This is a genomic window from Marinobacter psychrophilus (assembly GCF_001043175.1).
Taxonomy (GTDB): Bacteria; Pseudomonadota; Gammaproteobacteria; order Pseudomonadales; family Oleiphilaceae; genus Marinobacter; species Marinobacter psychrophilus.
Map to the genome: position 1 here is coordinate 1234346 of NZ_CP011494.1, position 12708 is coordinate 1247053.

The window sequence follows — 12708 nt, forward strand, 5'->3', positions numbered from 1 at the left end:
TTTGCCGTAGGCGGTGTTAAATTGGATAATACGCCACCGGATTTTTTTCATGTTTACTTTGCATTCCCAAAACGTTTCTATCCAGAGGTCTTAAACCGTGAGCCACGAACAGATCCACCAGCACCTGTCGAACTGGACAGAGCGCGAATCTACCGCCGAAGCCATGATCCCGCTAATTGGACGCCTGTACCGCCGTAACAACGTTGTCACGTCGGTTTACGGCCGCTCGGTGATCAATCAGTCCGTGATTGATATCATTCGCGCTCACCGCTATGTGCGTCAGGTAGAAGACAGCGAGCTGTCGGTACATGACACCCTGCCAATTCTTCAGGCGATGGACGCCATGGAGCTGGGGCGCGGCCACGTAGACATCGGCAAGCTGGCGGTCAAATTCAGTGCCGTTGGTGGTGATCTGAACGAGTTTCTTACGCAGGAAATCGGAACCATCGCGGGTTTGTACGCTTCCCAGTCGGAAGAAGACGCCCAAAACGACACCAAAGACATCGTGCTTTACGGTTTCGGCCGTATCGGCCGCTTGTTGGCCCGTATTCTGATTGAAAAAGCCGGTGGCGGTAACAACCTGCGTTTGCGTGCCATCGTTGTGCGCCATGGCGGTGCCGACAATGATCTCGAAAAGCGTGCCAGCCTGCTTCGCCGCGACTCCGTTCACGGCCCCTTTAATGGCACTATTCGTGTTGACGCGGAAAACTCCGCGCTGATCGCGAACGGCAACTTTATCAGAGTGATTTACTCCGCCGGGCCAGACCAGGTGGACTACACCCAGTACGGCATCAAGAATGCCATTGTGATCGACAACACCGGCATGTGGCGCGATGAAGAAGGCTTGGGTCTGCACTTGAAATCCAAAGGCGTCAGCCGCGTGATGCTGACCGCGCCGGGCAAAGGTGATATTAAGAATATTGTTTACGGCATTAATAACGACTGGATTACTGACGACGATAAAATTCTGTCGGCCGCCTCGTGCACCACCAATGCCATTACCCCGGTGCTGAAGGCTATCTATGACGAATACGGCATTGAAGATGGCCACGTAGAAACGGTGCACTCTTACACCAACGACCAAAACCTGATCGACAACTACCACAAAGGCAGTCGTCGTGGCCGCAGTGCGCCGCTGAACATGGTCATTACCGAGACCGGCGCTGCCAAAGCGGTGTCAAAGGCCCTGCCAGAACTGAAAGGCAAGCTCACGGGTAACGCCATTCGTGTGCCCACGCCTAACGTTTCCATGGCGATTCTGAACCTGAATCTCAAAACAGACGTGGATGTAGAGAGCGTTAACGAATACTTGCGTGACATAGCGCTGCACTCAGAACTGCAAAAGCAGATTGACTATGTAAACTCCACAGAAGTGGTGTCGACGGATTTTGTTGGCTCGCGCCACGCCGGTATTGTGGATGCCCAAGCAACGATTGCTGCCGGAAAACGCCTGATTCTGTACGTTTGGTATGACAACGAATTCGGCTACAGCGCACAGGTTATAAGGGTTGTTAGCCAGATGGCTGGCATCAACTATCCTGTTTTCCCCAAGCGCGTCCGCGGCTGAGTTGGTCGCGCTGGCTCTGAGATAATTGCCTGGCGAGTGAATAAAAGCCCCTTCAGTTCGTACTGATGGGGCTTTTTTCTAGCGCGGTATAAACACACCCTCTTTACTTGGAGCAAGAAACTGGTGGGCCTTTGCGGTAGAAATGCCGGCCCCGACTCTCTATAATAAGCGCGATTTTGGTTATGTCTGACGCCCGCTTCTTATCCTTCCTTTGCCACCGGTATGTGCTTGCGTAATGCCAACCGCCTTACGGCAAGCCACTTAACACCAAACCGGTGAGGTATGTGCGGGAAGTTCGAGGTAATGCGTCTGGCGTGGTAAATACATCGAATAGTTTATGATGATTGGATGAGGCTAATGATAAAGATCACAAAAGGCCTAGATCTTCCCATCAGCGGCGTCCCCGAACAGACCATCACCGACGGCAAACCGATTCGCCACGTGGCACTTGTCGGCTTTGACTACAACGGCATGAAGCCGACGATGGATGTTAAGGAAGGGGACCGCGTTAAGCGCGGCACGCTGCTGTTTACGGATAAGAAGACCGAAGGCGTTCGTTACACTTCACCGGCAGCGGGCGTGGTGAAAGAAATTAACCGTGGTGACCGTCGGGTTTTCCAGTCGATTGTCATCGAAATTGATGGCAACGAGGCGGAAACCTTCGCGTCTTACAGCGATGCCGATATTGCGGGCCTAGAGCGCAAGCAAGTTGTTGATAACCTAGTGGAATCGGGGTTGTGGGCGACGCTGGTAACGCGCCCGTTCAGCAAGGTGCCGGCGATTGACTCCGTGCCTCATTCAATCTTTGTGTCGGTGATGGATACCAACCCGTTGGCCGCAGACCCTACCATTATTATTGCCGAGAACAGCAAGGCCTTTGAAAACGGCCTGAGCATTATTGCCAAGCTGACAGCTGGCAAGGTGTTCGTAACAGGCAAGCCTGGCTCAAACGTGGCAGTGCCCAAGTCTGATGTCATTGAAGTCAATCAGTGTGACGGCGTTCACCCGGCAGGTAACGTAGGCACCCATATTCATCACCTGGACCCGGTATCGCTCAGCAAAACTGTGTGGTCTGTAAATTATCAAGACGTTATTGATATCGGCAAGCTGTTCGTTACCGGTGAACTTCCCATTGAGCGCGTTGTCGCAATTGGTGGGCCTAAAGCTCTGAAACCTCGCCTGGTTCGTACGCGTTTAGGAGCAAGTCTGGTTGAGTTGTTGGATGGCGAAACCGAAACTGACTGTGAATTGCGCCCGATATCGGGTTCGGTGTTTGGCGGCCGACGGGCCGAAGGGACCTGCGCTTATTTAGGGCGTTTCGCCAATCAGGTGTCGGTGCTGGCTGAAGGCAATAGCCGGCACTTCATGGCCTACCTGTCGCCGGGCGTGAACAAATTTTCGACATTGAACATTTACCTGTCAAAACTGACGGGTGGTAAGCGTTTCAACTTCAATACCAGCACCAACGGCAGCGAACGAGCGATGGTTCCGGTGGGCGCTTACGAGCGCGTTATGCCGTTAGACATATTGCCAACCCAGCTGTTGCGGGCGTTAATCGTCGGTGACACAGAAATGGCCCAGAAACTGGGTGCGCTGGAACTGGATGAAGAAGATCTGGCTCTGTGCACCTTTGTGTGTCCGGGTAAATATGAATACGGGCCAATTCTCCGAGAGAATCTGACCCGCATCGAGATCGAGGGCTAAATTATGGCTATCCGACAGTTTCTCGACGGAATCGAGCATCATTTTGAGAAAGGTGGTCGTCACGAGCGTTGGTACGCGCTCTACGAAGCGGTAGACACCATTTTCTACTCGCCCAGTTCGGTCACCAAATCCACCTCTCATGTGCGTGATGGCATTGACCTGAAGCGCATCATGATTACGGTGTGGCTGTGCACCTTTCCGGCCATGTTCTTCGGTATGTGGAACATCGGCTTTCAGGCCAACAGCTATCTAGCCACCAATCCGGAGGCTTTGATCGGAGACGGCGGCTTACGCACGGCGTTTATAAACGCTATGGCGGTCACCGGTGCAGGTGCTGGCCTGCTGGATAATTTCATCTACGGCATGGCTTACTTTATTCCCATCTACGTGGTGACCTTTGTTGTCGGCGGGTTCTGGGAAGTGATGTTTGCCACCGTGCGTCGCCACGAAATCAACGAAGGCTTTTTTGTAACCTCGATTTTGTTTGCGCTGATTTGCCCGCCCACCGTGCCTTTGTGGCAAGTGGCTTTGGGCATTACCTTCGGCATCGTGATCGGTAAAGAAGTGTTTGGCGGAACCGGCAAGAACTTCCTCAACCCGGCATTGACCGGCCGTGCTTTCCTGTACTTCGCCTATCCGGCGCAGATCTCCGGTGACACGGTATGGACAGCGGTTGACGGTTTTAGCGGTGCGACATCTCTGAGCTGGGCTGCCAGCGGCGGTGTTGAAGCTCTGGAAAGTCAGATTGGTTGGTCAAACGCATTCATGGGCACCATTCAGGGCTCTATGGGTGAAACCTCGACCCTGGCTGTGCTGGCAGGTGGCGCTGTGCTGCTGGTCATGAAAATAGCCTCTTACCGTATTGTTGGGGGCGTATTGCTAGGCATGATTGCCACCTCGCTGCTAATGAATGTGGTGGGGTCAGAAACGAATCCCATGTTTGCCGTGCCGGCGTACTGGCATCTAGTGATTGGTGGTTTTGCCTTCGGCATGATGTTTATGGCGACGGACCCGGTGTCGTCTGCCATGACCCACACCGGCCGCTGGTGCTTCGGTATTCTGGTGGGCGTGATGACCATTCTGATACGTGTCGTAAACCCGGCCTTTCCCGAAGGCATCATGCTGGCGATCTTGTTCGCTAACCTGTTTGCCCCGCTGATGGACCACTACGTTGTTCAGGCTAATGTTAAACGGAGGCTCGCTCGTGGCTAAGGTTAAAGAAACAGTCTCCAGAACGTTAATGGTCGCTTTGGTACTGAGTATTGTGTTTTCAGTTATCGTATCGACCGCCGCAGTATTGCTGCGCCCGGCACAGATTAAAAATCAGAACCTGGACATCAAAACCAATATCCTGGCGGCTTCGGGTATGTTGCCGGAGGCCGCCAGTGCCGAGCAGATCGAAGATATTTTTACTCGCTTTGATGTTCGCCTGGTAGATTTGGATTCTGGCGCCTTTGTTGAACCTGAAGCAGTCAATGTGCAAGACGCGATGAAATACGATATGTACAAAGCCGCGTCTGACCCGGACATGTCCACCAAGATTCCTGCCAAGGAAGACCTGGCGGGCATAAAGCGTCGCCCTAACGTAGCCAAGGTCTATCTGCTGCGCGAAGGCGACGAGGTGAAGCGCGTTGTACTGCCGGTTCACGGTTATGGTTTGTGGTCCACTCTGTATGGTTTTGTATCCCTTGAGGGCGACTTGAACACCATCGAAGGCTTGGGCTTTTACGCCCACGCGGAAACGCCGGGCTTGGGTGGCGAGGTGGATAACCCGCGCTGGAAGTCCCAGTGGGTGGGTAAGCAGCTTTACGACGAAAACAAAACCGAGCCGCAGATCCGCCTGGTAAAAGGCGGTGTTGATGCCAATACTGCGAACAAGCAACACAAAGTGGACGCGCTTTCCGGTGCCACTTTGACCAGTCGCGGTGTAGAGCATCTGGTGAATTATTGGATGGGTGATCGTGGCTACGCGGCGTTCCTCAAGAAACTTCGTCAAGGGGAGGTCTGATCATGTCCGAAATGACCGCTAAAAAAGTTCTTTTTGAACCAATTTTCAGTAACAACCCGATTGGATTGCAGATTCTGGGTATTTGTTCAGCGCTGGCGGTAACCACCAGCATGAACGTCACCATTGTTATGTGTCTTTCCGTTACTGCGGTAACCGCTTGTTCCAACCTGGCGGTATCGCTGGTGCGGGCAAAAATTCCGAACAGTATCCGCATCATCGCCCAGATGACCATTATTGCTTCTCTGGTTATTGTGGTGGATCAGTTGCTGAAGGCGTATGCCTATGAAGTGTCCAAGCAGCTGTCGGTGTTCGTTGGTCTGATCATCACCAACTGTATCGTTATGGGCCGTGCAGAAGGTTTTGCCATGAAGAACGGGCCTTGGCTGAGCTTCCTTGATGGCATAGGCAACGGTCTGGGCTACTCGGTGATGCTGCTCTTTGTCGCCTTCTTCCGTGAGTTGCTGGGCGCCGGTTCACTGTTTGGCGTTACCCTGATGCTGCCTGTCAGTCAAGGCGGTTGGTACGTCCCCAACGGGCTGTTGCTGTTGCCGCCCAGCGCGTTCTTTATCATTGGCATGGCAATTTGGGCCCTGCGCGCATGGAGACCCGAGCAAGTGGAAGAGGCAGACTTCAAAATGTCCCGCCACACCCATAAGGAGGCTTTCTGATGGAGCATTACATCAGTCTGCTGGTTAAGGCTATTTTTGTTGAAAACATGGCTTTGGCCTTTTTTCTGGGTATGTGTACCTTCCTGGCGATCTCTAAAAAGATCGAAGCCGCAACTGGCCTGGGTATTGCCGTGGTGGTGGTGCTGACCCTCACCGTGCCGGTGAACAACCTGATCTACAACAATATTCTGCGTGAAGGTGCGTTGTCTTGGGCCGGATTGCCTAACACAGACCTGAGCTTTTTGGGATTGATTACGTACATTGGCGTAATCGCTGCGATTGTGCAGATCATGGAAATGGTTCTGGATAAGTACATGCCGGCGCTGTACGCCGCACTTGGGGTGTTTCTGCCGCTTATTACAGTGAACTGCGCCATTTTGGGTGCGGCCCTGTTCATGGTCGAGCGCGACTACACCTTCGGTGAGAGTGTGGTGTACGGTTTCGGTGCCGGCGTAGGTTGGGCACTGGCGATTGTGGCTTTGGCCGGCATTCGGGAAAAACTTAAGTACAGCGACGTACCGGAAGGCCTGCGGGGCTTGGGCATAACCTTTATTACCGTAGGTTTGATGTCGTTGGGCTTTATGTCTTTCTCCGGCATTTCCCTGTAATTCACACCCGGTGATTCGGATAAACGAAAAGGCGAGACCATGAATACAGAAATTATTCTCGGCGTAGTCATGTTCACTGTGATTGTTCTGGCGCTGGTCGCGATTATCCTCGCGGCCCGTTCAAAACTGGTCAGTACCGGTGATGTGACGATTGAAATCAATGATGACCCCGAGCACACGGTGCAAACCGAAGCCGGTGGGAAACTGCTGAACACATTGTCCGGCAGTGGTATCTTTTTGTCGTCTGCCTGTGGCGGAGGCGGAACTTGCGCCCAGTGCAAGTGCAAGGTTTTTGAAGGTGGCGGCGCTATGTTGGCCACGGAAAGAACCCACTTCACTAACCGGGAAGAAAAAGAAGGCTGGCGTCTGTCGTGCCAGGTTCCGGTAAAGCAGAACATGAAAATTGAAGTGCCGGAAGAGTTTTTCGGTGTGAAGAAGTGGGAATGTGAAGTGGTAAGTAACCACAATCAGGCCACCTTTATTAAAGAGCTGATTCTGAAGTTGCCTGAGGGCGAAGAAGTCGACTTCCGTGCGGGCGGTTACGTTCAGCTGGAATGCCCGGAGTACGAAATCGACTTCAAGAAATTTGCGATCGAAGAAAAGTTCCGAGAAGATTGGGATAAGCACGATATCTGGCGCTATAAGGCCATCAACAAAGAAGACACGATCCGCGCTTACTCCATGGCCAACTATCCGGAAGAGAAAGGCGTGTTGAAGTTTAACATCCGTATCGCAACGCCCCCTCCGGGCACCGACCACAACCCGGGAATCATGTCGAGCTTCGTTTTTGATTTGGAGCCAGGGGACAAGATGACCGTGATGGGTCCGTTTGGTGAGTTCTTTGCTAAAAAGACCGATGCAGAAATGGTGTTTGTGGGTGGCGGTGCCGGTATGGCGCCCATGCGTTCCCTCATCTTTGACCAACTCAAACGTCTGAACTCCAAGCGCAAGATCAGCTTCTGGTATGGCGCACGTAGCGTACGGGAAATGTTCTACGTCGAAGACTTTGACGGTTTGGCCAAAGAAAATGATAACTTTGTGTGGCATGTGGCTTTGTCTGACCCCCAGCCAAACGACGACTGGAGTGGTGACACCGGATTTATCCACAATGTGCTGTTTGAAAATTACTTGAAAGATCACCCGGCACCCGAAGACTGCGAGTTTTACATGTGCGGGCCGCCCATCATGAACGCATCGGTTATCAAGATGCTGAAAGATCTGGGTGTAGAAGATGAAAATATTATGCTGGATGACTTCGGAGGCTAGTAAAATCCCGATGCTATTCAATGTAGTTAAACCCGCCCGGGCGGTCATGACCAGTGTGTTTTTTGCACTGGTTGTGGCGGCCTTGGCGGGTTGTTCGTTTAAGCCGGATCAACAGATCTGGGAAATCTCCGGGCCGATCTTTGGTACTCGATACCACATCAGTGTGGTCATGGAAGACGACCAGGTTCGGCTTCAGCAGCTTGCTGGAGGCATTGAGCAGGTTCTGGATGGCGTAGATGCTGCTATGTCTACCTGGCGCGAAGATTCCGAGCTTTCACGCTTCAACTCGCTGCCAGACCAGTCCGATTGGACCGCATTATCAGCATCCTTATACACCGTGCTGCTGGAAGCAGAAACGGTGTCAGAGCTCACTGACGGCGCCTTTGATGTCACCATAGGCCCTGTGGTCAATTTATGGGGTTTTGGCCCGGATGCGCGGCCAGACAAAGTGCCAGATAAAGTCACGTTGGCCAGAATATTGGGCCGCACCGGTCATGACAAAATCGAACTGCGAGATCAGCCCCCGGGCATACGTACCAGTGAAACGCAGTATCTGGATTTGAGTGCCATTGCCAAAGGCTTTGGCGTTGACGAAGTTGGCCGTTATTTGGTTGCCGAAGGTATTAGCAATTATCTGGTTGAAATTGGCGGTGAAGTCAGTGTAGGAGGGCGCAAGCCCGATGGTTCGGCCTGGCGCCTGGCCATCGAAACACCCGGAGATGCCGCCGAGCAGGTGAATCGTATCGTTGCGTTGGGCGGAGCCTCAGCCGTGGATGGTGCCCGGAATTATCGTGCCCTCGCCACGTCCGGTGACTATCGTAACTATTACGAATTTGATGGACAGCGCTATTCCCATACACTGGACCCGCAAACCGGTAAACCGATTACCCATAACTTGGCGTCGGTCACCGTAATTGAGGAAAACTGTATGCGCGCTGACGCTCTGGCCACCGGCTTTACTGTGATGGGGTTCGAGGATGCTATGGCGCTGGCGGTTCGCCACAACATACCGGCTTATTTTATAGTGCGCGGTGAGGCGGGGTTTGAAAGCCACTACACACCGGCATTTTCATCATTTATTACCCAGTAGCGGGAGAACAGCATGGGTACCTTTTTTTTGGTGTTTTTTATTGTGATTCTGCTGATAGCGGGCATGTCGGTGGGCGTTATTTTTGGCCGCAAACCGATCAGCGGTACCTGTGGCGGCATTGGTGCGCTGGGGATCAGTTCCTCTTGCGAGTTATGCGGCGGTAACACCCAGAAATGTGAAGAAAATAGTGAGCGTGTTAGTGGCGAAGCGAATAACAGTCTGGGCTACGATGCCACTCGCCCTAAAAACTGAGCTAAAACAGACAATAACGTACAATTTGAGACCCAGATAAGGAGTTACTGCGGGTATGCCAGAGCATCAATACGACGTAGTGGTTATCGGCGCCGGACCGTCCGGCGAAGGTGCCGCGATGAACGCAACGAAAAACGGCAAGCGCGTAGCCATTGTTGAAGACAAAAACACCGTAGGCGGCAACTGTACCCACTGGGGTACCATTCCTTCGAAAGCCCTGCGTCACTCGGTCAAGCAGATCATCACCTTTAACACCAATCAAATGTTCCGTGATATCGGCGAGCCGCGTTGGTTCTCGTTTCCGCGTGTTTTGCAGAATGCTCAAAAGGTGATTGGTACACAGGTTAAACAGCGCACCCAATTCTATTCCCGCAACCGCATTGATCTGGTCAACGGTAGCGCCTCGTTTGTGGGTAAAAACGAGCTGGAAGTACGCGGTAGCAAAGGCGTGGAAACCCTACACTTCAAGCAGGCGATTATTGCTTCGGGCTCGCGCCCCTATTTGCCGCCAGATTTGAACTTTCGTCATCACCGCATTTACAATTCAGACACGGTTCTGAGCCTGTCCCACACGCCGCGCACCTTAATTATTTATGGCGCAGGGGTGATTGGTTCGGAGTACGCCTCTATCTTCGCCGGGCTTGGCGTAAAAGTGGATTTAATCAATCCGGGTAGCCGCTTGCTGACTTTCCTGGACGACGATATTTCTGACGCCCTGAGTTATCACCTGCGCAACAACGGCGTTCTGGTGCGGCACAATGAAGAATACGAATCCGTAGACGGCGACGACCACGGCGTGGTGCTGTCTCTTAAATCTGGTAAGAAAATTCGGGCGGACGCGTTCCTGTGGTGTAACGGTCGCACCGGTAACACTGACAAACTGGCGTTGGAAAACATTGGTTTGCAGGCCAATGGCCGCGGCCAACTGTCGGTAGACGACCATTACCGCACCGAGGTAGAGAACATTTATGCCGTCGGAGATGTTATTGGCTGGCCCAGCCTGGCCAGTGCCGCCTATGACCAGGGCCGGTCTGCCTCCTCTGACATTGTCCAAGACGATTACTTCCGCTTTGTGTCGGACGTGCCAACCGGCATTTATACCATTCCAGAAATCAGTTCGGTGGGTAAAACCGAGCGCGAACTGACCGAGGCAAAAGTGCCCTACGAGCTGGGCCAAGCGTTCTTTAAGGATTTGGCTCGGGCGCAGATTACCGGGGAGCCGGTGGGCATGCTGAAAATTCTGTTCCACCGTGAAACCCGTGAAATTTTGGGTATTCACTGTTTTGGTGACCAAGCTGCAGAGATTGTCCACATCGGCCAGGCCATCATGAATCAGAAAGGTGACGCAAACTCGCTCAACTACTTCATCAATACCACGTTCAACTACCCGACCATGGCAGAAGCCTATCGGGTAGCCGCGCTGAACGGACTGAACCGGATTTTCTAGCGGTTTTAGTGAGTGCCCGTCGCCTGCTGATTGCCCGGCGCAGCGACCCCACTGTTGTCGGGCAGAGCCCGCTGGTGACGGGTGCGATTGTCAAAGTAGGTTATGGTGCTGGTCGGGTAGTCGGTAATAATGCTGTCTACCCCCATTTTTTCCAGTTCCAGCATGTCGAAAATACGGTTTACCGTCCACGCCGACACGTGCATACCCTTGCGGTGGGCGTCGTCTACCAGCTCTTTGCTGAGCAACTTCCAGTTAATGCACAGGTATTCCACTTCCAGGCGGCTGGCAATGCTCATGGGCCGAGGAAATTTGCGTTCTGCCACCAGCCCCAACCGAATATTGCGGTTACGCCGGCGAATTTCCTTTAAAAAGTGAATATCGGACGAGGTTACGGCCACTTTGTCATAAAGCCGCCGTGCCTGAATGATTTCCGTTAGCCGGTTGCTGAGCACATTCATGCGCGGGGATTTATCGCTTTTGACTTCCAGCTGCAAGTGTTCAAGGTCGTCAAACTGGTCCAGCAACTGATCCAGGCTGGGAATCCCCACCGGGCTCGGCCAGGAACTGACGTTGCGGCGCGCGTCCATTCGGGTCAGCTCTGCCAGAGTGTATTTGCTAACGTGCCCTTTAAACGTCGTTGTACGATTTACCGTTAAATCGTGTACCAGCACTGGAATGCCGTCTTTAGACAGCACCAAGTCCAGCTCAAAGTGGCGTATGCCCTGGCGGTGGGCATGGACAAAGCCCTCCAGGGTGTTTTCTGGAGCTTCGCCTTTGGCACCGCGGTGTCCGTATACAATCATTTGGCCATTGAATCCTGAACAGTCTGATAAATCGCCTGGCGTTTTTTCCAGGTGTCGTGGCACAGACGGATGTCTTCCAGGTACGCCGGCAATTCGTTCATCAGCAGCGCCTGAGGACCGTCTACCAGAGCTTTCTCTGGCTTTGGGTGGAAATCTACCAATACCATGTTGGCGCCAGCTACAACGCCCTGTGCGGTGGCGTGCATCACTTCCAGAATGCCATCTGGCGCGCGGTCACGGCTGCCCACAGAGTGAGACGGGTCAATACACACCGGCATGCGGGTCAGGCGTTTTACCGTGGGCACGTGGGCGAAATCCACCATGTTGCGGTGGGGCTGGCCCGCTTCGGTTTTCATACCACGTAGACAGAAAATGACGTTGGCATTGCCTTCCGACGCCAAGTATTCCGCCGCGTTCAAAGACTCGTTAAGAGTAATGCCGAAGCCACGCTTGAGCAGCGCCGGGTAAGTGCTCTGGCGACCAATGGCCTTCAGAAGCTCAAAGTTCTGGGTATTGCGAGTACCAATTTGCAGCATGACGCCGGTAGGGCGCCCCAGCTTTTCCAGGCAGGTATCGATTTCTTCAATGTGGCTTTCATGGGTAATCTCCATGGCCACCACCTTGATGCCGTGCTTGCCGGCTTTTTCAAACACCCAGGGCAAGCAGCCTTTGCCGTGGCCTTGAAACGAATAGGGGTTGGTGCGTGGCTTGTACGCACCCATGCGGGTACACACTTCGCCGTGCTGTTCCAGCGCCTGCATCATTTGCTCGACGTGTTCGGGCACATCCACCGCACACAGGCCGGCAAAAATGTTCAGGTTGGACTGGTTGAATTCAACGCCGTTATAGGTAAAGCCGTTTTGACGATTGTCGTCTTTATGGCGTCCCAGAATTCGGTAATCTTCGGAAATGCGGATAGCCCGTTCGACCGCCGGCAGCGCTTCAATGTCTTCCTTATTCAGGCCTTTGGTGTTGCCCAGTAAATATACTTCGGTTAACCGCTGTTTGGCACCCTGGATTTCGTGAACGCGTACTGAAACACCTGGTAAATTTTCTAGGAAATTCAACGTAGTGCGATAAGCGTCGCTGTCCATCGGTGTGTCAGGGTAAAGAATGGCTAGCATGGGTGTGTCCTCAAGGTTTGTTGCGCAACTTCCGCGCGGTGCCGAGCCTGTATGTATTCCCGGTGATTAAGTTGAAGCAGTTCTGCAATTCGGCTAAGTAAGGTGTTCTTCGTATTCGTCGGCATGCCCATCGGCAAAAGCCACCCACCAGTTATTCGACAGCACCGCGTG

The 12708-nt window shown here is 53.1% G+C and carries 13 protein-coding genes; 10 read left to right on the forward strand and 3 right to left on the reverse strand.

Going from position 1 to position 12708, the window contains the following annotated elements; translation table 11 throughout:
- Nucleotides 1-97: 97 nt before the first annotated feature.
- From ABA45_RS05475 to sthA, 10 genes are all read left to right on the forward strand, one after another.
- Nucleotides 98-1567, forward strand: coding sequence for a glyceraldehyde-3-phosphate dehydrogenase (locus ABA45_RS05475; RefSeq protein ID WP_014870357.1), 1470 nt, complete (start codon nt 98-100; stop codon nt 1565-1567).
- Between the two features lie 357 nt (nt 1568-1924).
- On the forward strand, nt 1925-3271 hold the full coding sequence (locus ABA45_RS05480; protein ID WP_048384641.1) for a Na(+)-translocating NADH-quinone reductase subunit A: 1347 nt from the start codon (nt 1925-1927) through the stop codon (nt 3269-3271).
- A gap of 3 nt (nt 3272-3274) precedes the next feature.
- Entirely contained in the window at nt 3275-4483 is a 1209-nt protein-coding gene (locus tag ABA45_RS05485) for an NADH:ubiquinone reductase (Na(+)-transporting) subunit B (RefSeq protein ID WP_048384642.1), read from the forward strand.
- Nucleotides 4476-5279, forward strand: a complete 804-nt coding sequence (locus tag ABA45_RS05490) for a Na(+)-translocating NADH-quinone reductase subunit C (protein ID WP_048384643.1) — start codon at nt 4476-4478, stop codon at nt 5277-5279. Before ABA45_RS05485 ends, ABA45_RS05490 begins: the two co-directional genes overlap by 8 nt.
- A gap of 2 nt (nt 5280-5281) precedes the next feature.
- The gene (locus ABA45_RS05495) at nt 5282-5947 is read left to right on the forward strand and encodes an NADH:ubiquinone reductase (Na(+)-transporting) subunit D (RefSeq protein ID WP_048384644.1); all 666 of its coding nucleotides are present in this window, start codon (nt 5282-5284) and stop codon (nt 5945-5947) included.
- Nucleotides 5947-6555 carry an NADH:ubiquinone reductase (Na(+)-transporting) subunit E gene (gene nqrE, locus ABA45_RS05500; RefSeq protein ID WP_048384645.1) on the forward strand — a complete coding sequence of 203 codons (609 nt, stop codon included), beginning with the start codon at nt 5947-5949 and terminating at the stop codon, nt 6553-6555. The genes ABA45_RS05495 and nqrE overlap by 1 nt, the downstream gene beginning before the upstream one ends.
- 39 nt (nt 6556-6594) lie before the next feature.
- Entirely contained in the window at nt 6595-7821 is a 1227-nt protein-coding gene (gene nqrF / locus ABA45_RS05505; RefSeq protein ID WP_048384646.1) for an NADH:ubiquinone reductase (Na(+)-transporting) subunit F, read from the forward strand.
- Between the two features lie 10 nt (nt 7822-7831).
- A complete protein-coding gene (locus ABA45_RS05510) occupies nt 7832-8911 on the forward strand; it encodes an FAD:protein FMN transferase (RefSeq protein ID WP_048384647.1) in 1080 nt (359 codons plus the stop codon).
- 12 nt (nt 8912-8923) lie between these two features.
- Nucleotides 8924-9163, forward strand: coding sequence for a (Na+)-NQR maturation NqrM (gene nqrM, locus ABA45_RS05515; protein WP_048384648.1), 240 nt, complete (start codon nt 8924-8926; stop codon nt 9161-9163).
- Between the two features lie 55 nt (nt 9164-9218).
- Nucleotides 9219-10610, forward strand: coding sequence for a Si-specific NAD(P)(+) transhydrogenase (sthA, locus tag ABA45_RS05520; RefSeq protein ID WP_048384649.1), 1392 nt, complete (start codon nt 9219-9221; stop codon nt 10608-10610).
- A 5-nt stretch (nt 10611-10615) separates the two neighbouring features.
- Here the strand turns inward: sthA and ABA45_RS05525 are convergent, their stop codons facing one another.
- The 3 genes from ABA45_RS05525 to ABA45_RS19760 all read right to left on the reverse strand — a co-directional run bounded on the left by ABA45_RS05525 (nt 10616) and on the right by ABA45_RS19760 (nt 12702).
- A complete protein-coding gene (locus ABA45_RS05525) occupies nt 10616-11413 on the reverse strand; it encodes a glycerophosphodiester phosphodiesterase (protein ID WP_048384650.1) in 798 nt (265 codons plus the stop codon).
- Nucleotides 11410-12537 carry a 3-deoxy-7-phosphoheptulonate synthase gene (locus ABA45_RS05530; protein ID WP_048384651.1) on the reverse strand — a complete coding sequence of 376 codons (1128 nt, stop codon included), beginning with the start codon at nt 12535-12537 and terminating at the stop codon, nt 11410-11412. The genes ABA45_RS05525 and ABA45_RS05530 overlap by 4 nt, the downstream gene beginning before the upstream one ends.
- Before the next feature lie 93 nt (nt 12538-12630).
- On the reverse strand, nt 12631-12702 hold the full coding sequence (locus tag ABA45_RS19760; protein WP_406564661.1) for a hypothetical protein: 72 nt from the start codon (nt 12700-12702) through the stop codon (nt 12631-12633).
- Nucleotides 12703-12708: the final 6 nt, after the last annotated feature.

Bases quoted from the DNA above. Each gene is read 5' to 3' on its own strand.
- ABA45_RS05480 (WP_048384641.1), top strand. From the start codon at position 1,925: ATGATAAAGATCACAAAAGGCCTAGATCTTCCCATCAGCGGCGTCCCC.
- ABA45_RS05485 (WP_048384642.1), top strand. From the start codon at position 3,275: ATGGCTATCCGACAGTTTCTCGACGGAATCGAGCATCATTTTGAGAAA.
- ABA45_RS05495 (WP_048384644.1), top strand. From the start codon at position 5,282: ATGTCCGAAATGACCGCTAAAAAAGTTCTTTTTGAACCAATTTTCAGT.
- nqrE (WP_048384645.1), top strand. From the start codon at position 5,947: ATGGAGCATTACATCAGTCTGCTGGTTAAGGCTATTTTTGTTGAAAAC.
- nqrF (WP_048384646.1), top strand. From the start codon at position 6,595: ATGAATACAGAAATTATTCTCGGCGTAGTCATGTTCACTGTGATTGTT.
- ABA45_RS05510 (WP_048384647.1), top strand. From the start codon at position 7,832: ATGCTATTCAATGTAGTTAAACCCGCCCGGGCGGTCATGACCAGTGTG.
- nqrM (WP_048384648.1), top strand. From the start codon at position 8,924: ATGGGTACCTTTTTTTTGGTGTTTTTTATTGTGATTCTGCTGATAGCG.
- sthA (WP_048384649.1), top strand. From the start codon at position 9,219: ATGCCAGAGCATCAATACGACGTAGTGGTTATCGGCGCCGGACCGTCC.
- ABA45_RS05525 (WP_048384650.1), bottom strand. From the start codon at position 11,413: ATGATTGTATACGGACACCGCGGTGCCAAAGGCGAAGCTCCAGAAAAC.
- ABA45_RS05530 (WP_048384651.1), bottom strand. From the start codon at position 12,537: ATGCTAGCCATTCTTTACCCTGACACACCGATGGACAGCGACGCTTAT.